Raw genomic sequence first — 22,450 nt, forward strand, 5'->3', positions numbered from 1 at the left:
CCCATAGGAGCACAGGACTATACATCACCAGTAACCTATACAGTAACGGCAGAGGACGAAAGTACAGAAACCTATACAGTAAATATAACAGAAAACGCTTTTGAGGCTTTTGTAACAACGTGGAAAACAACAACTGCCAACGAGGAGATAAAGATTTACACCAATCCTAATCTCACAGGCTATAGTTATGATATAGATTGGGGAGATGGCAGTATCGAGAGTGGGTTAACAGGCGATGCACCCCACCAGTATGCCACAGCTGGTATTCACACAGTATCGATAACAGGAGATTTCCCGGCGATTTATTTTGCTTTCACTTACAGCACCGAATTACAAGCAACAGCAGCAAAATTACAGACCATAGAGAGTTGGGGGGATACACAATGGAAGAGTATGGAACGGGCATTTGCATATTGTACAAACCTTACTAGCAATGCCACAGATGTTCCGGATTTAAGCCAGGTAACTAATATGTCTGGTATGTTTAGAGAAGCCAGTGCTTTTAATCAGGATATAGGTAGTTGGGATGTTAGCTCTGTAGAGAGTATGTCTGGTATGTTTAGAGAAGCCAGTGCTTTTAATCAGGATATAGGTAGTTGGGATGTTAGCTCTGTAGAGAGTATGTCTTCTATGTTTAGAGAAGCCAGTGCCTTCAACCAGGATATTGATAATTGGGATGTTAGCTCTGTAGAGAATATGTTTTATATGTTTAATGAGGCCAGTGCCTTCAACCAGGATATTGGTAGTTGGGATGTTAGCTCTGTAGATAATATGTCTTATATGTTTAATGAGGCCAGCGCCTTCAACCAGGACATTGGTAATTGGGATGTTAGCAATGTAACAAATATGTATGAGATGTTTAGAGCAGCCAGTGCCTTCAACCAGGATATTGGTAATTGGGATGTTAGCAATGTAACAGATATGTATGAGATGTTTAGAGAAGCCAGTGCCTTCAACCAGGATATTGGTAATTGGGATGTTAGCTCTGTAGAGGGTATGTCTGGTATGTTTAATGAAGCCAGTGTCTTCAACCAAGATATTGGTAATTGGGATGTTAGCTCAGTGGAGTATATGTCTTCTATGTTTAATGGAGCCAGTGCCTTCAACCAGGATATTGGTAATTGGGATGTTAGCTCAGTAGAGAATATGTCTCAGATGTTTAATGAGGCCAGTGCCTTCAACCAGGATATTGGTAGTTGGGATGTTAGCAATGTAACAGATATGCTTTATATGTTTTTAAGTGCGAGTACCTTTAATCAGAACCTTTCTGATTGGGCTACCGATAATGTAACAAGCTGCAGACTCTTTAGTCTTTATTCTGGTTTAATACCCGCACAGTTACCAACTTTAGGAAGTTGTTTTGGTGATGAATAAAGTATAACGTTAGGGGTTTTGAACATATAGAAAACCAGCGTTTTTTAGTAACCCTCAAGGCTTAATGTTTTGGGGGTTTTTTAATACCATTATATAGGTATAAACAAGAGTCTATTTATATAATAAAAGAGAAATACAGGTTTTCTGTTATAACGATATTAAAACAAATACTTATTAGTAGGTAATAAGTATGAGCAAAGATTTGGCACAGACAGAGCAGGTTATTACGATATAGGAGTTTATGAATACAAAGCACTATAAAGATTACAGATATCACAAACCGAAAATTAAAAGCATAATCGAAAAGCTGGTAAATGTCTCTAAAAGAATTTTGCTAGTTCTCAATCGGTATAACAGGCTTTTATAACCTGAGTTCGACGTAAAGATCGTAGATAAAAGTCAATAAATATGCTAGATTCAACTTATAATTATTATAGACTATCTAGCTAGTTTATGATAATTTAAGGAAGAGGATGGTATGTTTATTGGTTTTTAGCTTGAAACTAATAGAGTTGAATATGTTTCAGATATCTAAAATTCACTTTATAAATATCTCATAAGTAGCATTCTACAAAAAAACAATCTCATTTTTCTTACGTTGAACCCAGATTTATACTACTGTAATTTAAAATAATTGAATGATTTGTGATGTCGATTGACCAATTAGTGATTTTAAATATTTGTTGTTTTGTATCATTAATTTAAACATTTCAAAAAAAGAAATAATGAAAACAAATCTATTAAAATTTAAAAACCTACTATTGTTAATAATAGTTATAACACTTGCAAGCTGTTCTAAAGACGACCCAGCAAAGAGTGATGGCAAACAAATTCTGAGTTTTATATTTGCCTCCGAGAACAATAGTATACTTAGTGAATCCGTAACCGCTACCATAACCGAAAGTGATAAAACGATAAGTGCGATCTTTCCAAACGGCAGCGATGTAAAATCATTGACCCCGAAGATAGAAGTGTCAGAGTTAGCAACCGTAAGCCCTACTGGCGCACAAGATTTCACTACGGGAGTAACCTACACGGTAACAGCAGAAGACGGTAGTACCCAAGCTTATAGAGCAAGTGTAAGCGTAGAAGAAAGCACTGGCAAACAAATTCTGAGTTTTATATTTACTACAGAAGCCAATACCGTACTAAGCGAAGCCATAACTGCTACTATAGACGAAGCCAGTAAAAGCATATCGGCGAGCGTTCCATACGGAACAGTTATCACGTCACTAACCCCGACTATAGAAGTATCACAATTAGCCACCATAAGCCCCATAGGAGCACAGGACTATACATCACCAGTAACCTATACAGTAACGGCAGAGGACGAAAGTACAGAAACCTATACAGTAAATATAACAGAAAACGCTTTTGAGGCTTTTGTAACAACGTGGAAAACAACAACTGCCAACGAGGAGATAAAGATTTACACCAATCCTAATCTCACAGGCTATAGTTATGATATAGATTGGGGAGATGGTAGTATCGAGAGTGGGTTAACAGGCGATGCACCCCACCAGTATGCCACAGCAGGTATTCACACGGTATCGATAACAGGAGATTTCCCTGCGATTTATTTTGCTAACAGCATCGAAATACAAGCCATAGCAGCCAAACTCCAGACGATAGAGAGTTGGGGGGATACACAATGGAAGAGTATGGAACAGGCATTTGCATATTGTACAAACCTTACTTACAATGCCACAGATGTTCCGGACTTAAGCCAGGTAACCAATATGTATTATATGTTTCTTGAAAGCTCCTTTAATGGAGATATCAGTAATTGGGATGTTAGCTCAGTAAAGGATATGAGTTATATGTTTAGAAAAGCAAGCGTTTTCAACCAGGATATTGGTAGTTGGGATGTTAGCTCTGTAGAGAGTATGGAAGGTATGTTTGATGAAGCCAGTGCCTTTAACCAAGATATTGGTAATTGGGATGTTAGCTCTGTAGATATTATGTCTGCGATGTTTAATGAAGCCAGTGCCTTTAACCAGGATATTGGTAATTGGGATGTTAGCTCAGTAAAGGATATGAGTTATATGTTTTTAGAAGCCAGTGCCTTTAACCAGGACATTGGTAATTGGGATGTTAGCTCAGCAAAGGATATGAGTTATATGTTTAATAGTGCATCAGCGTTTAGCCAGAACCTTTCCGGCTGGGCTACCAATAATGTAACAGTCTGCGCAAACTTTAGTGTTAATTCTGGTTTAACAACCGCACAGTTACCAACTGCAGGAAGTTGTTTTAATGAATAAAGTATAACGTTTGGGGTTTTAGACATAAAGAAAACCAGCGTTTTTTGGTAACCCTCAAGGCTTAATGCTTTGGGGGTTTTTTTAGGTACGTGATAATATAAAGTATTTTTGGTTTTCTACTTCTAACTTAAAATGCTATAAATTATAGTATATATAACACCAAATATATTTTAAGAATTATCTGTAATTTTGGTATGAATCTTGTTTTTAACATAAGAGATACTAAAAAAATGGAAAATAAAATAAAAACCTTATTTACCAGACTGGGTTTCCTTGGCTTACTTATTGGTTATACACAATGTGCCAGTACCCAAAAATTAGAAAATAAATTACCCTTGGAAATAGGCGATGTTTATTACCAACATTGGGTTGCGGGGGTTAAAGGAGGAGGATCGGGCTATAACCTGTTTATTCCAATACAGTCAAACCCAAAAAGCATAGTTTTAGATAGTCTTTATTTTAAAGGACAACAAGTAAAGTTAGAATTAAAAAGGACGTCTGTTTTTGTAGGAAGATTTATATCTGAAGCAAACCAAAAACAGGATATTATTATGAGTCGTGATCCATTAGAAGAATATGGTAATTCTGTTCCAGAACCTTCCAAAAAAACAGCCTTTAAATTGAATGATACAGAATGTGTTGTTAGCTATAAAAAAGGAGATAAGACATTGTACTATAAAATTTCTAACATAACTAAAAAAACATCTACAAAATATCCCAGCACATCATTAAACCAGTAAAACATATCTTTTGGTTTACATAAGCTAAAAACGTATTTTTAGCAGAATAAAAAACGAATCGTTGAGCGGACTTAAAATATTATTTATACAAACATTTATCTATGGTTTAGCGACAGTGCTACCCAGAATGTTAAGTTTTTTATTGGTGCCGCTTTATACTACAGACGGTGTGTTATCTTCTGTTGCAGAGTATGGAGAAGTATCGGTTATCTTTTCATATTTTGTACTATTCAATGTTGTTTTAGCTTATGGCATGGAAACCGCTTTTTTTAGGTTCTTTAATAAAGAAGAAGATAAGAATAGTGTGATAGGAACCTCGGCAATTTCTTTAATAATATCATCTATTGGATTTTTTATAATGGCTTTATTATGTCAAAATCAAATAGCATCATTTATAGGCATTGATATTAAATACATTAATCTGGTTATATGGATCTTATTGCTAGATGCTCTTGTAATTATTCCTTTCGCATGGTTAAGAGCAACACAAAGACCTGTGCGCTATGCCGTAATTAAAATTTTAAACGTAGTCATAAACTTAGGGTTGAATCTATTCTTTCTATTGGCTTTAAAAAACTTAGCAATTAAAGGATCATTATTTGAAAGCATTTATAAATCGAATTTCGAAATAAACTATATTTTTATTGCTAACTTAATTGCAAGTGCTGTAACACTAATAGTAATGGTTCCATTCTATGTGAAGATTAAATATGTATTTAATTCTAACTTGTGGAAAAAAATGGTACGTTACGCACTTCCTGTCTTAATTGCAGGTATTGCTTTTTCAATAAATGAAACGTTTGATCGTGTTTTATTAAATTACCTGCTTCCAGAAGATATCGCCAAAACCCATATAGGTATGTATTCTGCCTGTTATAAATTGGCTTTGTTTATGACGTTATTTGCAACAGCATACAAGCTTGGTATTGAACCGTTCTTTTTCAGTCATGCCAATACCGAAAACCCTCAAAAAAATTATGCTAAAATATTAGAGTTTTTTGTGGCATTTGGAGCAATTATTTTACTTAGTGTTGTTGTTTTTGTAGATGTTTTAAAACCCATAATTGTAAGAGGTGAAGCCTACTGGGAAGCCATGTGGATCGTTCCAATTATTTTGTTAGCCAATTTCTGTTTAGGGATTTATCATAACTTGTCTGTTTGGTATAAAATAACCGACAGAACAAAATTTGGAGCCTATATTTCAATTATTGGTGCTTTAGTAACACTCGTTATTAATATATTATTTATTAAAACCTATAGTTATAAAGCATCAGCCATAGCCACGCTTGTTGCTTATGCCATAATGATGCTATTGTCCTATTATTACGGTAGAAAATATTACCCCATTCCCTATAACCTTAAAAAGATTGGACTTTATTTAGTGGGCTCAATAGGGTTATCGGGGTTGTCATTCTATCAATTTAGAGGCAATTATATAATGGGAATAACAATGCTAATTGTTTTTTTAGGAATTGTTTATATGTCTGAAAGAAGTCAAATAAAACAAATGTTAAAAAAGTAGTATTAAATCACTATTAAGTTTTTTCCCGAGTCTGTCTTTCCCTTTCCCAAGAGCGTATTCAAATTTTAATCAGAAAAGCGATCAAAAACGTCACGTATACTGTTAAAAATAAATAAAGGAATTGTCTTAGAAAATTAAACATAAAAGCTTTTTTAACTTTAATAAAAAGTGTTTTAAGCCTAAATTGACTAATTAGTGATGCATTTTGACCAAAAAATGATGTTAGAATCTAGTTCTTTTGCAAGAAATAAATGAATGAAAACAAATCTAATGTTTGAAAACCTACTAGCATTACAACTATTGATGGTAATCTCCATGGCAAGTTGCTCAAAAGACGATTCAAGCGAACCTAAAAAAGCGACACCAAAGAAATGATAAGCTTTGTATTTGCTACATATAACAATACAGGCTTATCTGAAGATGTCACTGCTACTATAGAGGAGGATCCCAAAACCATTACCGCTACTTTTCCTATTGAAACAAATGTAACAGCATTAATACCTACTATTGAGGTTTCTGGATCAGTAACAGTAAGCCCAAGTGGCTCACAAGACTTTTCAAGTGCAGTAACCTATACCGTAACCGCTGAAGATGAAAGTACCGTAGCATACACGGCAAACATTACAGTAGAAACAAGCGATGAAAAACAGGTATTAAGTTTTGTATTTGGAGCAACAGACAATGATGCACTTAGTAATGATATAACTACGACTATAAACGAAGCCGACAAAAGCATATCGGCCAGCGTTCCATACGGAACAGCTATCACGTCACTAACCCCGACTATAGAAGTATCAGCATTAGCTACAGTAAGTCCTACAGGTTCTCAAGATTTATCGAGTTGGAATACTGCTAACGTAACCTTTTGTGAAGATTTTAGTCCTTTCTTAACAACAGATCAACTCCCAGCGTTAGGGTGTTTCGAATAATACATATATAACTCGGTTATTAGCACAGTAACCAAATTAATAATTTAAAACATAATCCAAAAAAACATGAAAACATACCTACAAAAATTAAAAGCCCTACTCATTTTATTTGTGTTTATAGTGGTAATAACAAATTGCTCTAAATCAGTAGATTCTATGGAAGAACTTGAAAATAAAGATGAAGAAATAGTTAATCTAGCATGTAGTGAATGCGATTTAGTTATAGATACGAGCACAGGAATTGTTGATGGCGAAATACTAAATATACAACCTGGGGCAATTATAGGTTTATCTGGCTCTGGAGATAATTATCAGAATATAACTTTTAATAATATTAGAGGAACAGAAGAAAACCCGATTATCATAAAAAATTGTGATGGAAGGGCTATTGTAATATCTAAAGGTTCTTTCGGAGTAAAATTTAGAAATAGTGAATATTTTAAGTTAGCTGGAGCTGGCGATAAAAATCATGAATATGGAATTAAAATTTCAACTCCAACAGGTTTCTTTTTAACTTTTGAATATTTCACTAAAAATTTTGAAACCTATAATATAGAAGTTGCAGGTTTAGAAACCAATGGAATAGGAGCAGATAATGGTTTTGCAGGCATAGGTATAAAAACAAGCCCATATCAAGATTGCGATTTATTTACAGATCCTACAAGAACCGCTTGGATTATGGAAAATGTCACCGTAAGAAACTGTTATATACATGATGTTGGTGGAGAAGGTTTTTATATAGGTCATGGCTTTTATAATGGTAGGGTAGAAAGTTCTTGTACAGAAATCACCTATTCACACTCAATTCAGCATATAAGAATACATGATAATTTAATTGAAAATGTGGGTTATGACGGTATCCAAATCAAAAATGCCAATCTAGATTGCGAGTTATACAATAATGTGATTCGTAATTATGGAACTTTAAATGAAGGTTTCCAGAATGAAGGTTTGCTTATTGGAGGAGGAACTACTGGTAAGTTTTACAATAATTTTATTTTTGAAGGAACAGGGAACGGAATTCAATTCCAAGGAATGGGAAATGTAGATATATTTAATAATGTAATAGCAAATAGTGGCGGTAATGGTTTTTACGGATCAAATGGTGATCAAGTGTATCGTATACCAGACGGTTACTTTAATATTATAAATAATACTTTTGTTAATTCTGGAGAAAATGGATTTGCCTTTTTTAACAACGAGGGAGGCACCAAAAGACTCATCAATAATATTTTTGCTGTCTCAGCAGAAGACATATATAGAAAGGGAGCTACTATAGACACGATTAGTAATATTATGTCTCAGAATATTAGTGATTTAGATTTTTTTGATATAGCAAATAATAATTATGCTATTGGGAAAAATTCTATAGCTTATAAGAAAGGAACGGATGTTAGTTTGTACGATATAATTGATGATATTTTAGGAAATACACGTTCAGTTCCATATGATATAGGAGCCTATCAATTAGATTAAAACCCTTTAACAGAGAGGTCTCGAGGCCTCTCTGTTTACCTTCACTTTCCTTTCAGAACTCTTCTAGTGCATAGCCGAAGTATATTTCAGTATCTATTGGAATATCAGACTTCAGATAAAAACACGCGCTCTTGAATCTGCCTACCTGTTGGCAGCTCAATGTCATTAAGTTAAGACTAAAATGTCAGTCTGAGCGCAGTCGAAGACCTTATAAGCCTTAGTTTTTAAAAGCATTTCGACTGTGCTACCAATGTGACAAAACAGAACAAATCCCCTTAACTTAATGACATTGGTTGGCAGGCAGGCAGGTTTGTTACTTTTCTTTGGACGAGCAAAGAGAAGTAAATAATAAAATATACCTCTTCTTTAAAAGATGTGGGTACACCGTAGCTGTTGGCAGACAGGAACGAAAATCTAATACCATTTATTGTTAAAGCAAAATAGGCGTTATACCGCTCCTGTTTGTCATTTTATCAATTTAAGGGTATTATATTATAGGAATTTCTATGTTAATTGTATTTTTGGGTATTGTTTATGTATTCGAAAGAAACCAAATAAAAAAATATTAAAACGATAACATGCAAATAAAAATAATAAATAAATCCAACCATACTTTACCACATTACGAAACCATAGCGTCTGCTGGTATGGATTTAAGAGCAAATATATTAGAACCAATAACATTAAAACCTTTAGAGCGTATTATCGTAAAAACAGGTTTGTTTATTGAACTACCCATAGGGTTTGAAGCACAAGTACGCCCACGTAGCGGACTCGCAGCAAAAAAAGGAATTACCGTTTTAAATGCACCAGGAACTGTAGATGCCGATTATAGAGGTGAAATAGGTGTGATTTTAGTAAATCTTTCAAATGAAGAATTTACTATCGAAAATGGCGAACGCGTAGCGCAATTAGTGATTGCAAAACACGAACGCGCAGAATGGATTACTGTAGAAGAACTATCTGAAACGTCGAGAGGTGAAGGAGGATTTGGTAGTACGGGAGTGAAATAAATTCATGCGTAGGTAGGAATCTCATGATAAAGAAGTATGAAACTAATGGTATGTCTATATCATGACAAACAAACCTAATGGAGTATTATATATTTATATTGGAGTAACAGATAATATAGAAGAAAGAATAAAAGAGCATAAGTTAAAAATATATCCTAAATCATTTATAGCAAGATACAATTGCGATAAATTGATTTATTCTGAAGAATTTGAAAAAGGAAGTGAGGCAGAAAAAAGAGAAAGGCAATTCAAAAAATGGAAAAGGAAGTGGAAAATAAATCTGATAGAAGAAATGAACCCAAGTTGGTCTGATCTTAGTATCAACTGGAATTTAAATTTTAATAAATTAAGATAAGAACAATGAGATTCCTATTTTCACAGGAATAAAGTATAACCAAAAAAGATACCTGCTTACGCAGGCATGCATATGAAAATAATAGTACCAATGGCAGGACGAGGTTCTCGTTTACGACCACACAGTTTAACCGTACCAAAACCATTAATTCCAGTAGCAGGACAACCGATTGTTCATAGATTAGTAAAAGATATTGCTAAAGTTTTAAAGCAACCTATCGAAGAAATAGCTTTTGTTTTAGGCGATCCAGCTTGGTTTGGTGACGAAGTGGTTTCAAGTCTGGAGGATCTAGCTAAAAACTTAGGCGCAAAAGCTTCTATTTACCGTCAAGATAAACCATTAGGAACTGGTCACGCCATTATGTGTGCAAAACCATCATTGTCTGGACCAGCAGTTATTGCATATGCAGATACATTGATTAGAGCTGAATTTGATTTAGACCCAACTGCAGACAGTGTTATTTGGACAAAACAAGTAGAAAACCCCGAAGCCTATGGTGTTGTTAAATTAAATGAAAGCAACGAGATTATAGAGTTGGTTGAAAAACCAGAAACCTTTGTGAGCGATCAAGCCGTTATAGGCATTTACTATTTTAAAGATGTAGCTGTTTTAAAAGGAAAATTACAAGAAATACTGGATGAAAACATTATGAATGGTGGAGAATACCAGATCAATGATGGTATTAAACGAATGATGGCCGAAGGCAACGTTTTTAAAACAGGAACCGTTGATGAATGGATGGATTGTGGCAATAAAGCCATAACAATAGAGACTAACGAAAGAATGTTAGGCTTTTTAAAAGCAGATGGGGATGAGCAATTAGTATCGTCTTCAGCAAAATTGGATAATGCAACCATTATAGAACCCTGTTTTATTGGTGAAAATGTTATTCTTAAAGACAGTACCATTGGACCTTATGTATCTATAGGGAATAATAGTGTTATTGAAAATTCGAGTGTTAAGAATAGCTTAATTCAAACAAATACTACAATTAAAAATGCTAATTTAGATGATGCTATGATTGGTAACCATGTTAAATATGATGGGAATTATACCTCTATAAGTATTGGTGATTATTCAGTATTAGAGTAATTCCTGCGACATGTGCTGGACTTGTTTCGGTAAAGCAGGAATCTCATAATAAAAATACATGAATATTGGTATGTTCATACTCATTACAAATAGACCTAAAGGAGTAATTTATATTGGAGTAACAGATAGATAATATAAAAGAAAGCGTAAAAAGATATAAATCGAAGCAATGAACCCAAATTGAACTGATTTAAGTTTAAATTGGAATCTAAACAATAAATTTAAGATACTTACACAGGTATTATATGAAACATAAAATCTACATACTTTTTTTAGCCTTCGGAATGTTAATTTTTCCACATATTATCTATGCGCAAGTAGATTTTAATAAAAAACATGATGATGATTTAGGAGATGTTGAAGATAAGTTTCAAGAATTTTTCTACGAAGCCTTAAAGCAAAAAGGGATTGAGAATTACGATAGATCGGTAGAATCGCTTTTAAAGTGTATAGCATTAGATAACTCTGTGCCCGTTTTGTATTACGAATTAGGTAAAAATTATAATAAGCTTAAAAATTATGGTGCGGCAGAAGAAGCATTAAAAAAAGCGGTTAGTAAAGCACCAGATAATGAATGGTTTTTAGATGAGTTGTATGGATTTTATACATCGCAAAATGATTATGATAAAGCCATAAAAGCAGTTAAGCAATTAGTTAAGTACCACCCAGATTATAAAGAAGATTTGGCGTCACTTTATTTAAGAACAAAGAAATATGATGATGCTTTAGCACTTTTAGATGCCTTAGATTCAGAATTTGGAGTTTCAGTTTCACGAGATGCGATGCGTAACCGAATTTATAAAGAAACAGGACGAAAAAAAGATCAAATAAAAAACCTTGAAGCACGCGTTGAAAGCCACCCAAATAAAGAATCTAATTATTTAGCTCTAATTTTCCGTTATAGCGAAAGCAACGAAAAAGAAAAAGCCTTTGAAACAGCTAAAGAGCTTTTAAAAATGAATCCGAATTCGCAATTAGTACATTTAGCATTATATAAGTTTTATTTAGATGATAACAATACCGAAAAAGCAATTGAATCTATGAAAATTGTTATTAAAAGCAATGAAATAAAACCAGAATCGAAACTTAAAGTCTTAACAGATTTTGTAAAATTTGTTGGGAATAATCCGCAGTATGAGGCAGATTTGGTAGAAGCTACTACGATAGTTAATGGTAATAATAGCAAAACACTTACTGAGTTAGGCCAGTATTATTTAACTAAAAAGAATAAAGAAAAGGCTTTAGAGTATTTTGAGGCCGCATTAAAGTTAGAAGCAAATAATTTTACCCTTTTGCGTAATGTATTATTACTATATATAGATTTAAAAAAGTACAACCTAGCTAAAGAAAAAAGTAACGAAGTACTTCAAAAATATCCATCACAACCCATATTTTATTTAATACAAGGTGTCGCTTTAAATCAATTAAATCAACCAAAAAAGGCTGTTGAAGCTTTAGAAATAGGATTGGATTATATTATTGATGACACAAAAATGGAAACAGACTTTTACAGTCAACTAAGTAAGGCCTATACCCTATTAAACAATACAGCTAAAGCAAAAACGTTTAGTGATAAAGTAAAACAATTAGAAAGTTCAAATTAATGAAAATACGCTCTCAACTCACTTTAGCCTTATTAACCTTATTAGTATTTAATTGTAAATCATCAAAAACAATTGTAGAAGGCAACGCTAATTATAACCTTTCCGCCAGGCAATTAATAAAAGAAAACGCCAAACAAACTCCCAGTTTTAAAACACTTAAGTCAACGCTTAAAGTAACCTATATACAAAAAGACAATTCGCAAACCTATACGTTAAGCTTTAGAGCTAAAAAAGATGAAGCCTTATGGATTAGTGCTACGTTTTCAATAGTAAAAGCATTAGTAACGCCAGAGAAAGTTAGTTTTTATAATAAGTTAGATAGAACCTATTTTGAAGGAGATTATAAATATTTAAGTGATTTATTGGGAACAGAACTAGATTTTCAAAAGGTTCAAAATTTACTATTAGGAGAGACCATTTTCAATTTAAAAAATGGAGCTTACAGCAGTTCTGTTGATGATTCTTCTTATGTGCTTAAACCAAAAAAGCAACGCGAACTTTTTGAAATATTCTTTCTGTTAGACCCATCACATTTTAAAGTAAAGTCGCAACAAATATCGCAACCAAAGGAGTTTAGACATTTACAAATCGATTATTTGTCACACCAAGAAATTGAAAAACAAATTCTTCCAGAAAAAATAAAGATAATTGCTTTAGAGTCTAATGAAGAAACGATTATAAATTTAGAATTCAAAGGTGTTTCTTTAAATGAAACATTGCGTTTTCCGTTTAAAATACCATCGGGTTTTAAAGAAATAGAACTTTAATGTTAAAAAATAAAACATCATATAAAACAATTTTTCTTCTGGTTTTTCTGCTAGGTAGCTCTTTTGCCTTTTCTCAAAATAATAAACAAAAGGAGTTAGAGACGCGACGACAAGAATTGCGTAGAGAAATTCAGAAAATTAATGAATTGCGTTCCGAAAATAAATCAAAAGAAAAATCGCAAATATCATTAATAGAAGATTTTAATTATAAGATTCGTGTTTTATCTAACCTGATTAAAGTAACCAACCAGCAAGCCAATTTACTAACACGTAAGGTTAATTCGAACCAAAAGAAAATAACCGTACTTAGAAACGAATTAAAGGCGTTAAAGAAAGGGTATGCTGCTATGTTAGTAAAGTCTTATAAAAGCAAAAATAAACAGAGCAGAATCATGTTTTTGTTGTCGTCTGATGATTTTAAACAAGCATATAAACGATTACAGTATATTAAACAGTATTCAGACCACCAAAAGCAACAAGGTGAAACCATAAAAAAGAAAACACTCGAATTACAGGATATTAATAAAGACCTACAAAATCAAAAGGATGATAAAAAGAGGCTAATAGCGAGTAATAAAGTCATTCAAAAATCATTAGAATCAGAACGGAAACAGCATGAGGTTTTAATGCAATCAATTAAAAAGAACCTATCGTTGTACGCCTCTCAAATAAAACAAAAGCAAAGAGAAGCTAATAGAATTGATAGAGAAATAGACCGTATTATTAAAGCGGCTATTGCAAAATCTAATAAAAAAGCCAAAGTAACCAATTCAAAAAGTTTTGCGCTTACAGCAGAAGAAAAAGTTTTAGCCTCTAACTTTATAGCTAATAAGGGTAAATTGCCTTGGCCAGTTGAAAGAGGCGTAATAAGATTAGGGTATGGGACACAACGACACCCTATTGATAAGTCATTAACAATTAAGAGTAACGGTGTGCGAATTGCTACGCAAAAAGGCGCTAAAGTTAGAGCCGTTTTTAATGGGGAAGTGAGCGAAATACTTAAAATGAAAAATGTAAACCCCATCGTGATGATTCGCCATGGAAGTTATTTGACTTTATACAGAAATTTATCTAACGTTTATGTTAAGAAAGGGGATAAAGTATCAACTAAGCAAGTTATAGGAGAGGTTTTTACAAACCCTTCAAATGGAGAGACTATTTTAAGCTTTACGATATCTAAGGGAACAAAAACAGAAAATCCAGCTTCATGGGTTTATAAAATGTAAGGTTATCTTTCGTTCTTTTTGTCAGACAATGTGTTCGGTATAGTGAATACGAAAGAAGAAAAATATTTTCAAAAATTAGGTGCTAAAATCAAGCAATTAAGAGAAGAAAAGGGCATTGACCAAAAGGCATTCGCTTTTGATTGTGAGATTGGAAGAACACAATTATATATGATTGAAAATGGTAGAACGAATCCGAGATTATTAACCTTGATGAAAATAGCCGATGGATTGGAAATTCCTGTTTCTCAACTTCTAGAAATTTAATAAAGTAACGTATTTTTAACTTCGTTCTTTGGTGGTTGCTGCCTATTTTAATTCAAACAATTTTATCGTATAGTCAAATAATTCCGTTCCGCCCCATTTTCCGTGTCCTGGAATTACAATTTCTGTTTTTGGATATTTTAATTTGATTTTACGAACGGTCTCAGACCATTTGTTCGTGTTTGCATCTCCCAAATACCCCTTGTTTGCTCCAACTTTTTTAATCAAACATCCACCAAAGATGGCATTGTCTTCTGGGAAATATCCTATGATATTATCTTTGGTATGACCTTCTCCAAAGTACTCCGCATAAACCTTTTTATTTCCAATATCTAACGTAAGATTATTATCAAATCCTTTAATTGGTTTAGAGAAGTTTAAACCATTATTTTTTAGTAATTCTATAGTTTGATTTGTAGCGTATGTTTGAATATTATGTTCTTCAAATTCCTGTATGCCACCAACACAATCTTCGTGAAAATGAGTTGGAATAACAGCTGTTATTTCGCTTTTAAGTTCATTAGTAACGAAATTTATTAATTCTAATGAACTTTTGTTGTCCGTTGGTGTGTCAAAAACAATTCCTTTATTTTCATTTACAACTAACATGCCATTACAGGCTACTTTTCCATAATCGTCTGTATTTAGAAAGGAAATATGTTTGTAAATATGATTCGATAACTTTTTAATTATCAAATTTTCGGTTTGATAGATTATTAAACTATCAACTGCATTCGTTTTAAATTTTTCGTTGTTAGTTTCTTGTTTTGTCTGATTATGTTTAGATGATGATTCTTTACAGGAAATAAAGGTTAATCCTGTAAGAAGAAAAAGTGCTAAAAATAATTTTGTCATAAATTTTGTTCCTTATTTCGGGCTTTTTTTTGGTTGTTGCTAATGTTGTTGTATAAGATTAGTTGGGTTGCGTAAGTTTTTATTCCATTTTACTGAGTTCAATCTCATTCGGACTTTCTGGAAATCCAATTAGTTTATTTTTATAAAAATACATTTCATAGGTTTTTCCTTGTTGCCACCATTTTAATATAATACTATCTCCTTTTCGTTCATTCATACCCATTTCGATAATTTTCAGAGAATCTTTAGAATTTGGTGTTAATTCATATATGCCATAAGTATTTGGATTTTCGGAAATTCTTAATTGAATATTTCTGTCTTCAATTGTAAAATTGTACCTAGTTTGAGAATAAGGGTGATTTTCCATCCAAGAATTCCAAAAGAAAGAAAAGATTAAATAGCAGACGATTGTATTTATAAAAAATAAAATCGAAAGTCTTTTTTTAATAAAGAATGCAAAAATTCCAATCAGAATATTCACGATAACTATGCGAGGTCTATAAGATTCAATTCCAATAGACATAAAAGGGTCAGGTTTAATATTACTAACCCAATATTTCATAAAAAATATGTCAATTAGTAAAATCAGAACTCCAATTCCTAGTATTAATTTTGTTTCAGATTTCGTCATTTTCAAACTTACGCACAACGGTTTTGTGTAAGATTACATTAGCAATGAATTTTATAGTTATTGTAACGGTACCGCACTCGTCAAAGACGAAGCGCTAGCAATACGAGAACTAGCAGGGGCTTTTTTGTGTTACTATAACCTGTATAGGGCAAAAAAGGTAATAACCTTTCAAGTTTGCACTAAGCTAAAAGAACAAACGTTTTTATTTTTTAGAAGAGACAAGAAGTTCTCTAACGTCTACATCCAAAGCTTTGGCTACTTGAAATAAGTTTTCAATTCTCGGTTGCATGTCATTTCGGCACCATTTTGAAATGGTATTTGTATTCATATCTAACTCTTCTGCTAACCAATTATTGGTTTTACCTTTTTCAGCTAGAACGGCCTTTATTCTATTATAAATCGGTTTATCCATAGTAATTGCAATTATCTAGTACCAAAAATAATGAAGAAAAATAAATGTTATAAGTATTAAAATATGCTTTATTAGGAGATTTAAAAATCTTTATGTAACTTTGAAATGCTTTAAAAGGATATAAATAAACTTTTAAGGTTTTTTATTAGAAGTTAAAAACATATTATGAAAATCAATTATCCGAAATCAGTTTTTTAACGTTTTATAACAAAAAGCTTTCTCATAAAAAACAAGATTCTATCTCTAAAATGTGGTTTCGATTGTTTTTATGGCTTACTCGATATGGCACTCGTCAAAGACGAAGCGCTAGCGCATACGAGGACTAGCAGGGGAGTTAATGTGTTCGTTAAGGGACATAGTTTATACAAGTTAAAGATTAGACTTTACACTAAATTAGTTTCTAACCTTATATTTTTTTTATTCATTAAAAATTCCATTTCAGATTAATTATTCAATAGATGAGTAACAAAACGATACCTTAGCATAAGAGCTGTGATTTTTTAAAAATTAAACCCTTTTTGCTAACATAGGGATGATAAACTCTAAGTATGGATCTTAATTTAATTTAGACTCTAACAATCACAAAGCCTCTTCTTGTTTTCTTATAATGGTTTCCATTCCAAAAATAATAGCGCTTTCCTCTAACTTTTACAATTTTGTAATGTCTAGGAGCGGTTTTTACAATAGTTACTTTTGCAGGTTTAGTAACGACACGGGTAGCACAAGATGAAAAGCTCATCGTACATAAAGCAAAAAATAAAATAATAAGTAATCTCATAGCTTTTTAAGATTTGATTCTACTATAAGACTCGTAAAAAAGGTAAAAGTTTAATTATTCAAATAGTGCTTTTAATTCCGTAGCCTCATTTGGTTTTATTTTTCCAGCTAATAATAGGCTTAATTGTTTACGACGCAATGCAGCATCAAAACGTTCTTTTTCTAAATCGGTTTCTGGTAGTACTTCAGGAACTGCAATAGGGCGTGCAGTTTCATCTACAGCCACAAAGGTGTAAATAGCTTCATTTGCCTTTGTTTTATCACCAGACTCCCTATCTTCTATCCACACATCAATAAAGACCTCCATAGAGGTTTTAAAAGCACGAGACACTTTAGCTTCAACCGTTACGACACTTCCTAAAGGAACGGCTCTATTAAAAGCGACATGGTTAACTGATGCAGTTACGACAATACGTCTTGAGTGACGTCTGGCAGCAATACTTGCAGCACGATCCATTCTCGCTAGTAACTCGCCACCAAATAAGTTATTTAAGGGGTTGGTTTCACCAGGTAAAACCATATCGGTTAGTATGGTTTTCGATTGTTCAGGAGTCTTTGCTTTCATTACAAAAAAAATTTAATCTAAAAATTCCCCAACTGCCCTATGATTTGCCTAAAGGATAGTCCGTTTTAAGAATTTTTTATTGATTTGGCAAAGGTAAAACGATTCTAGGAGTTATGAAGTACGATTTAAAATATAATTAAGTTAAGAGAATTTAGTCCAATGCCCTAACAGATAACCAAGCGTCATTGTTATGCGTTTCTTTAATAGTTCTTAGTGCTCGAAGCGCTTCAAACCTATCTTCATAACTAGCATAAACAACTTCATGTAAACCATATTTATTCACACCAATTTTTCTGGCTTTAAAGCCTTCTGCTTTTAGCTGTGAGATTTTTTTATCACAGTTTTCTTCAACTCTAAAAGCACCTGCTATTATATGAAAATTACCAGTTTGTTTCGAGACATTTAAATTAATGGCAGGAAACGGGTTTAAATTAAATGTGGCTTGTTGTATTTTAGTATCTAATTGTTGTGTTGCTTCCTCTTGCGCTAATTGATTATGTTGTTCAATTTGATTTACATAATAATTAGACCCAGCAATACCACCAAGTGTTAAGGCAATTAAAGCAACCGCAGCATATTTTAAATACGGCTTGGTTTTGCGCTTTTCGGGAGTTACAGTAATAGGAATTACTTTTTCAATGCTTTCAACTTTTTCTTTGTAAACCTCACGAGTTACTTTAGGCGATACAAATTGAGACATGCCAAAAGAATCTGTTAGATAGTTAAGGTGATTTGAAGGTTCGAATAAAATTTTACCTTCACTATTAAAAACAATGTCTCCAATATTTTTAAAAGTAAGTGTTTCCCCTTGTTCTAAATAAGACTTTAATATACTTACTCGCTTAGCAATTTTTTTATTGGCAACTTCAAAAGGGATTTTTTCTACATCAGCAATATAATGGGCTAATAAACCATCATTTTTTTGAATTTGCTCATTAAAAGACACCGTTTTATTAGGTGGATAAAAGGCATTTGTGGTTTCATGAATGGTTGCAGATACACGTTGTGTTAAAAAAGCACCAAACTCAGGAATGGTAACACACTCATATCTATATAGTAAATCGCTTATGTAGGTTTCTAATTGCATAAAAACAAAGTTAGAAAATTATACTTTCAGATAAAAATTAGAGCAAGAATTTATTAACAAATTTTTATTTTATTCTAACACCTATTTATTTATAGCTAAATTCGTACATTTTTAAAATCAATTATATAGAATGACCGAAACGGATTTGCTTTATGCTTTGGCTTTACAGCACGTATCAAATATTGGTGATATAACAGCTAAACGCCTTATTTCACATTGTGGTACTGCCGAGGCTGTTTTAAAAGAAAAGAAGCAAAATTTGCTTAAAATTAGTGGTGTTGGGAGTGCTATTTTAGGCGATTTATTTGAAACAGATCATTTAAAGGCTGCTGAAAAAGAAATTGATTTTATAAAATCGAATACTATTAAAGTGTCTTACTTTAAGGACGATGGTTATCCCGAAAAACTAAAACATTGTATTGATGGTCCTATTTTATTATTTCAATCGGGGGCTATTAATTTAAAAGAACAACATATTATTAGTATAGTTGGTGCTCGGAAAATAACAACGCATGGTATCGCGTTTTGTGAAGCATTGGTGGAAACCTTAGCACCCTATAACCCTATTGTTGTTTCTGGTTTTGCATATGGAACCGACATTACTGCACACAAAGCAGCTATTAAAAACAAGTTACAAACAGTTGGTTGTTTAGCACACGGATTGAATCAAATTTACCCTAAAGTACATAAAAAGTATATGGTTGATGTGGAGAAAAACGGCGGCTTTTTTACCGATTTTTGGAGCAGTGATAAGTTTGATAGAAATAATTTTTTAAAACGAAATAGAATTATTGCGGGATTAAGCGAAGCGACCATTGTTATAGAATCTGCAGAAAAAGGAGGAAGTTTAGTTACTGCCGATATTGCAAATTCTTATAATAGAGATGTGTTTGCTGTTCCTGGAAGAACAACAGATAGCCAGAGTATTGGGTGTAATAATTTAATAAAATATCAAAAAGCACATATGCTAACCACGCCTTTAGATGTTCCTTATATTTTAAACTGGGAATTGGAAAAAGATAAAAAACCAGCAATACAAAAACAGTTGTTTGTTGAATTGAATCCTACAGAAAAAACAATTTATTCGTATCTAAAAGAAAACGAAAAACAACAACTAGACGTGATTGCTATTAATTGCAACATGCCTATTTTTAAAATAGCAAGTGTATTACTTACTATGGAACTTAAAGGAGTGATTAGACCTTTGCCTGGGAAGTTGTTTGAGATTATTTAATTCCTGCCTTTGCAGGAATTAAATAATTGAAATTTATTATTTTCTAATTGAATTTCTGCCTTCAAAAGAATGACAAAAAGTAAATTTTTAATACCCAATCTTTTCTCGTACTCTGTTTAAAACAGAATTGGCTACTACTGTTGCTTTTTCTGCTCCTAAACTTAAGACCTTATCAATCTCTCCGAGGTTATTCATGTAGTAGTTATATTTTTCACGTTCGGTAGCAAACGTTTCAACAACCAATTCAAATAAAGCTTGTTTTGCATGCCCATAACCATAGCCACCATTTTCATAGTTAGTTTTCATGGTTTCTATTTGTGCATCATTAGCTAATAAACTATAAATTGAAAAGCAATTACATGTTTTCCAATCTTTAGGGTCTTCAAGTGGTGTACTATCCGTTTGAATAGTCATTATTTGTTTGCGTAGTTTTTTATCATCTAAAAAGATATTGATGATATTATTTCTACTCTTACTCATTTTTTCACCATCGGTTCCAGGAATGAGCATGGTGTTTTCTTGTATTTTTCCTTCAGGGAGTACAAATGTGTCACCCACTTTAGCATGAAAACGAGAGGCCACATCACGTGTCATTTCAATATGCTGTAGCTGATCCTTGCCAACAGGGATAATTTCGGCATCATACAACAAAATGTCGGCAGCCATAAGCATAGGGTAGGTAAATAAACCAGAGTTTACATCTTCTAACCTGTCGGCCTTATCTTTAAAACTATGCGCTAATGTTAAACGCTGGAAAGGAAAAAAACAGCTTAAATACCAAGATAACTCAGTAACCTGCGGGATATCACTTTGTCTGTAAAACACTGTTTTTTCTATGTCTAAACCAAAAGCTAGCCAGGTGGCTGCAGTAGAATACGTGTTAGTACGCAACGTTTTAGCATCTTTAATTTGAGTTAAAGTATGCAGATTTGCGATAAATAAATAAGAATCGTTTTCAGGATTATTAGACATTTCTATTGCTGGCATGATAGCCCCTAATATATTTCCTAAATGCGGTGTTCCTGTACTTTGTATACCAGTTAGTATTCTTGCCATAATTTTATTTAAAGCGCAAATTTAGAGATAAGTTATGCAATAAAAAAAAATGGCACTAGCCTCTTTGATAAAAAAATAAAAATGGTTACTTTTTAAATAAGCCTGCAACAAATAATATGACCGAAGCACCAATAGCACCCGTTAAAATATCGCCTATAATACCTCCTATAAATGAGATGTTAAGCGTTGCAAATAACCAGTTACCAACAAAGCCTCCAATAATACCAATAACAATGTTTAATAGTAATCCAAAACCACCACCTTTCATTAGTTTTCCTGCTAACCAGCCTGCAATAGCACCAATTAATAGTGAATAAAGTAAACTCATAATTATATAATTTTAAAATTATTATGTTTTAAAGATAATCAATTTATAATAGTATTTTTGATACTTATGAAAGTTATAAAACACATATTTTGGACGTTTTACCGTATCTGGTTTTACATTCTTGTAGGGTTACCAATACTTATTCTGTTTCCTGTACTTATAATTTCTATTTCAAAAGAATCATGGTATCCGTTCTTTTTTAAGATTGCCAGATTTTGGGCAAAAATAATTTTAATTGGTATGGGGTTCAGGTATCGTATTGAACGAGAACAAACGCCCAGAAAAGATAAGAGCTATATGTTTGTAGCGAACCATACTTCTATGACAGATATTATGCTCATGCTGGCTTCTATTAAAAATCCATTCGTATTTGTCGGAAAAAAGGAGCTTACTAAAATTCCGCTTTTTGGTTTCTTTTATAAACGGACTTGTATTGTGGTTGATAGAAGCTCACCAAAAAGTAGGCAAGCTGTTTTTTTAAGAGCACAGCGCAGATTACAATCTGGTTTAAGCATTTGTATTTTTCCCGAAGGAGGTGTGCCAGAAGAACACATAAATTTAGATGAATTTAAAAATGGGGCTTTTAGATTGGCAATAAATCATCAAATTCCTATTGTGCCATTAACTTTCGCCGATAATAAAAAACGATTTCCGTACATATTTTTTGGTGGTAGCCCAGGAAGAATGCGTGTTAAGATTCATAAATTTTTATCTACAGAAAATTTAACAACAGATGATACGAAACCTTTAAATGAAACGACTAGGAATATTATCTTGAAACAATTACAAATTTTTAATAAATAAAAAACTGCTCATGGGGATGAGCAGTTTTTTTCGATATTGATTTTCCTTAAACTCGAAAATCAATATCCAGATCTAACCAAA

General features: G+C 32.7%; 23 protein-coding genes. 15 read left to right on the forward strand and 8 right to left on the reverse strand.

Translation table 11 applies throughout. From position 1 onward, the window contains the following. The 13 genes from Q4Q40_RS00005 to Q4Q40_RS00065 form a co-directional block, all read left to right on the forward strand. The coding region (locus Q4Q40_RS00005; protein WP_303299615.1) for a BspA family leucine-rich repeat surface protein at nt 1-1,374 on the forward strand (1,374 nt) is incomplete at its 5' end. A 725-nt stretch (nt 1,375-2,099) separates the two neighbouring features. After that, complete coding sequence (locus Q4Q40_RS00010) at nt 2,100-3,635, forward strand: BspA family leucine-rich repeat surface protein (protein ID WP_303299616.1); 1,536 nt, start codon at nt 2,100-2,102, stop codon at nt 3,633-3,635. 230 nt (nt 3,636-3,865) lie between these two features. Further along, the gene (locus tag Q4Q40_RS00015; protein ID WP_303299617.1) at nt 3,866-4,375 is read left to right on the forward strand and encodes a hypothetical protein; all 510 of its coding nucleotides are present in this window, start codon (nt 3,866-3,868) and stop codon (nt 4,373-4,375) included. 61 nt (nt 4,376-4,436) lie between these two features. Further along, nucleotides 4,437-5,897, forward strand: coding sequence for an oligosaccharide flippase family protein (locus Q4Q40_RS00020; RefSeq protein ID WP_303299618.1), 1,461 nt, complete (start codon nt 4,437-4,439; stop codon nt 5,895-5,897). A gap of 371 nt (nt 5,898-6,268) precedes the next feature. After that, nucleotides 6,269-6,826, forward strand: a complete 558-nt coding sequence (locus tag Q4Q40_RS00025) for an SGBP N-terminal domain-containing protein (RefSeq protein WP_303299619.1) — start codon at nt 6,269-6,271, stop codon at nt 6,824-6,826. A gap of 66 nt (nt 6,827-6,892) precedes the next feature. Continuing rightward, entirely contained in the window at nt 6,893-8,302 is a 1,410-nt protein-coding gene (locus Q4Q40_RS00030) for a right-handed parallel beta-helix repeat-containing protein (RefSeq protein ID WP_303299620.1), read from the forward strand. Between the two features lie 578 nt (nt 8,303-8,880). After that, the gene (gene dut / locus Q4Q40_RS00035) at nt 8,881-9,315 is read left to right on the forward strand and encodes a dUTP diphosphatase (RefSeq protein WP_303299621.1); all 435 of its coding nucleotides are present in this window, start codon (nt 8,881-8,883) and stop codon (nt 9,313-9,315) included. Nucleotides 9,316-9,373: 58 nt separating this feature from the next. Beyond that, nucleotides 9,374-9,670 carry a GIY-YIG nuclease family protein gene (locus Q4Q40_RS00040; RefSeq protein ID WP_303300701.1) on the forward strand — a complete coding sequence of 99 codons (297 nt, stop codon included), beginning with the start codon at nt 9,374-9,376 and terminating at the stop codon, nt 9,668-9,670. 72 nt (nt 9,671-9,742) lie between these two features. Then, nucleotides 9,743-10,762 (forward strand): sugar phosphate nucleotidyltransferase, encoded by a 1,020-nt coding sequence (locus Q4Q40_RS00045; RefSeq protein WP_303299622.1) that lies wholly within the window; start codon nt 9,743-9,745, stop codon nt 10,760-10,762. A gap of 245 nt (nt 10,763-11,007) precedes the next feature. Then, nucleotides 11,008-12,366 (forward strand): tetratricopeptide repeat protein, encoded by a 1,359-nt coding sequence (locus Q4Q40_RS00050; RefSeq protein WP_303299623.1) that lies wholly within the window; start codon nt 11,008-11,010, stop codon nt 12,364-12,366. Then, nucleotides 12,366-13,133 carry a lipoprotein insertase outer membrane protein LolB1 gene (gene lolB1, locus Q4Q40_RS00055; protein ID WP_303299624.1) on the forward strand — a complete coding sequence of 256 codons (768 nt, stop codon included), beginning with the start codon at nt 12,366-12,368 and terminating at the stop codon, nt 13,131-13,133. The genes Q4Q40_RS00050 and lolB1 overlap by 1 nt, the downstream gene beginning before the upstream one ends. Continuing rightward, nucleotides 13,133-14,359: a murein hydrolase activator EnvC family protein gene (locus Q4Q40_RS00060; protein ID WP_303299625.1), complete on the forward strand. Its 1,227-nt coding sequence runs from the start codon at nt 13,133-13,135 to the stop codon at nt 14,357-14,359. Before lolB1 ends, Q4Q40_RS00060 begins: the two co-directional genes overlap by 1 nt. 42 nt (nt 14,360-14,401) lie before the next feature. Next, nucleotides 14,402-14,623, forward strand: coding sequence for a helix-turn-helix domain-containing protein (locus Q4Q40_RS00065; RefSeq protein ID WP_303299626.1), 222 nt, complete (start codon nt 14,402-14,404; stop codon nt 14,621-14,623). A 42-nt stretch (nt 14,624-14,665) separates the two neighbouring features. Here Q4Q40_RS00065 and bla read toward each other — a convergent pair whose 3' ends face one another. The 6 genes from bla to Q4Q40_RS00095 all read right to left on the reverse strand — a co-directional run bounded on the left by bla (nt 14,666) and on the right by Q4Q40_RS00095 (nt 18,947). Beyond that, a complete protein-coding gene (gene bla, locus Q4Q40_RS00070; RefSeq protein WP_303299627.1) occupies nt 14,666-15,475 on the reverse strand; it encodes a subclass B1 metallo-beta-lactamase in 810 nt (269 codons plus the stop codon). Nucleotides 15,476-15,554: 79 nt separating this feature from the next. Next, nucleotides 15,555-16,106, reverse strand: a complete 552-nt coding sequence (locus tag Q4Q40_RS00075; RefSeq protein ID WP_303299628.1) for a hypothetical protein — start codon at nt 16,104-16,106, stop codon at nt 15,555-15,557. Between the two features lie 202 nt (nt 16,107-16,308). Beyond that, a complete protein-coding gene (locus tag Q4Q40_RS00080) occupies nt 16,309-16,518 on the reverse strand; it encodes a helix-turn-helix transcriptional regulator (protein ID WP_303299629.1) in 210 nt (69 codons plus the stop codon). Between the two features lie 565 nt (nt 16,519-17,083). Beyond that, complete coding sequence (locus Q4Q40_RS00085) at nt 17,084-17,296, reverse strand: DUF6515 family protein (RefSeq protein ID WP_303299630.1); 213 nt, start codon at nt 17,294-17,296, stop codon at nt 17,084-17,086. Nucleotides 17,297-17,350: 54 nt separating this feature from the next. Then, complete coding sequence (locus Q4Q40_RS00090) at nt 17,351-17,860, reverse strand: acyl-CoA thioesterase (protein ID WP_303299631.1); 510 nt, start codon at nt 17,858-17,860, stop codon at nt 17,351-17,353. Between the two features lie 151 nt (nt 17,861-18,011). Further along, nucleotides 18,012-18,947 carry an HU domain-containing protein gene (locus Q4Q40_RS00095; RefSeq protein WP_303299632.1) on the reverse strand — a complete coding sequence of 312 codons (936 nt, stop codon included), beginning with the start codon at nt 18,945-18,947 and terminating at the stop codon, nt 18,012-18,014. A gap of 130 nt (nt 18,948-19,077) precedes the next feature. Between Q4Q40_RS00095 and dprA the strand changes: the two genes are divergently transcribed. Beyond that, a complete protein-coding gene (dprA, locus tag Q4Q40_RS00100) occupies nt 19,078-20,181 on the forward strand; it encodes a DNA-processing protein DprA (protein ID WP_303299633.1) in 1,104 nt (367 codons plus the stop codon). A gap of 87 nt (nt 20,182-20,268) precedes the next feature. Here the strand turns inward: dprA and trpS are convergent, their stop codons facing one another. Both trpS and Q4Q40_RS00110 read right to left on the reverse strand, forming a co-directional pair. Continuing rightward, complete coding sequence (gene trpS / locus Q4Q40_RS00105) at nt 20,269-21,237, reverse strand: tryptophan--tRNA ligase (protein ID WP_303299634.1); 969 nt, start codon at nt 21,235-21,237, stop codon at nt 20,269-20,271. Nucleotides 21,238-21,322: 85 nt separating this feature from the next. Next, nucleotides 21,323-21,565 carry a GlsB/YeaQ/YmgE family stress response membrane protein gene (locus Q4Q40_RS00110; protein ID WP_303299635.1) on the reverse strand — a complete coding sequence of 81 codons (243 nt, stop codon included), beginning with the start codon at nt 21,563-21,565 and terminating at the stop codon, nt 21,323-21,325. A 66-nt stretch (nt 21,566-21,631) separates the two neighbouring features. On the opposite strand from Q4Q40_RS00110, the gene Q4Q40_RS00115 reads away from it, so the two are divergent. Then, nucleotides 21,632-22,369: a lysophospholipid acyltransferase family protein gene (locus Q4Q40_RS00115; RefSeq protein ID WP_303299636.1), complete on the forward strand. Its 738-nt coding sequence runs from the start codon at nt 21,632-21,634 to the stop codon at nt 22,367-22,369. Nucleotides 22,370-22,450: the final 81 nt, after the last annotated feature.

Origin of the sequence: Flavivirga jejuensis (assembly GCF_030540765.1) — a bacterium.
Lineage (GTDB): Bacteria > Bacteroidota > Bacteroidia > Flavobacteriales > Flavobacteriaceae > Flavivirga > Flavivirga jejuensis.

Bases quoted from the DNA above. Each gene is read 5' to 3' on its own strand.
- Q4Q40_RS00080 (WP_303299629.1), bottom strand. From the start codon at position 16,518: ATGGATAAACCGATTTATAATAGAATAAAGGCCGTTCTAGCTGAAAAA.
- Q4Q40_RS00010 (WP_303299616.1), top strand. From the start codon at position 2,100: ATGAAAACAAATCTATTAAAATTTAAAAACCTACTATTGTTAATAATA.
- Q4Q40_RS00025 (WP_303299619.1), top strand. From the start codon at position 6,269: ATGATAAGCTTTGTATTTGCTACATATAACAATACAGGCTTATCTGAA.
- Q4Q40_RS00090 (WP_303299631.1), bottom strand. From the start codon at position 17,860: ATGAAAGCAAAGACTCCTGAACAATCGAAAACCATACTAACCGATATG.
- dprA (WP_303299633.1), top strand. From the start codon at position 19,078: ATGACCGAAACGGATTTGCTTTATGCTTTGGCTTTACAGCACGTATCA.
- Q4Q40_RS00075 (WP_303299628.1), bottom strand. From the start codon at position 16,106: ATGACGAAATCTGAAACAAAATTAATACTAGGAATTGGAGTTCTGATT.
- Q4Q40_RS00045 (WP_303299622.1), top strand. From the start codon at position 9,743: ATGAAAATAATAGTACCAATGGCAGGACGAGGTTCTCGTTTACGACCA.
- dut (WP_303299621.1), top strand. From the start codon at position 8,881: ATGCAAATAAAAATAATAAATAAATCCAACCATACTTTACCACATTAC.
- Q4Q40_RS00015 (WP_303299617.1), top strand. From the start codon at position 3,866: ATGGAAAATAAAATAAAAACCTTATTTACCAGACTGGGTTTCCTTGGC.
- Q4Q40_RS00110 (WP_303299635.1), bottom strand. From the start codon at position 21,565: ATGAGTTTACTTTATTCACTATTAATTGGTGCTATTGCAGGCTGGTTA.
- Q4Q40_RS00115 (WP_303299636.1), top strand. From the start codon at position 21,632: ATGAAAGTTATAAAACACATATTTTGGACGTTTTACCGTATCTGGTTT.
- Q4Q40_RS00050 (WP_303299623.1), top strand. From the start codon at position 11,008: ATGAAACATAAAATCTACATACTTTTTTTAGCCTTCGGAATGTTAATT.
- lolB1 (WP_303299624.1), top strand. From the start codon at position 12,366: ATGAAAATACGCTCTCAACTCACTTTAGCCTTATTAACCTTATTAGTA.
- Q4Q40_RS00095 (WP_303299632.1), bottom strand. From the start codon at position 18,947: ATGCAATTAGAAACCTACATAAGCGATTTACTATATAGATATGAGTGT.
- Q4Q40_RS00060 (WP_303299625.1), top strand. From the start codon at position 13,133: ATGTTAAAAAATAAAACATCATATAAAACAATTTTTCTTCTGGTTTTT.
- Q4Q40_RS00030 (WP_303299620.1), top strand. From the start codon at position 6,893: ATGAAAACATACCTACAAAAATTAAAAGCCCTACTCATTTTATTTGTG.
- Q4Q40_RS00085 (WP_303299630.1), bottom strand. From the start codon at position 17,296: ATGAGATTACTTATTATTTTATTTTTTGCTTTATGTACGATGAGCTTT.
- trpS (WP_303299634.1), bottom strand. From the start codon at position 21,237: ATGGCAAGAATACTAACTGGTATACAAAGTACAGGAACACCGCATTTA.
- bla (WP_303299627.1), bottom strand. From the start codon at position 15,475: ATGACAAAATTATTTTTAGCACTTTTTCTTCTTACAGGATTAACCTTT.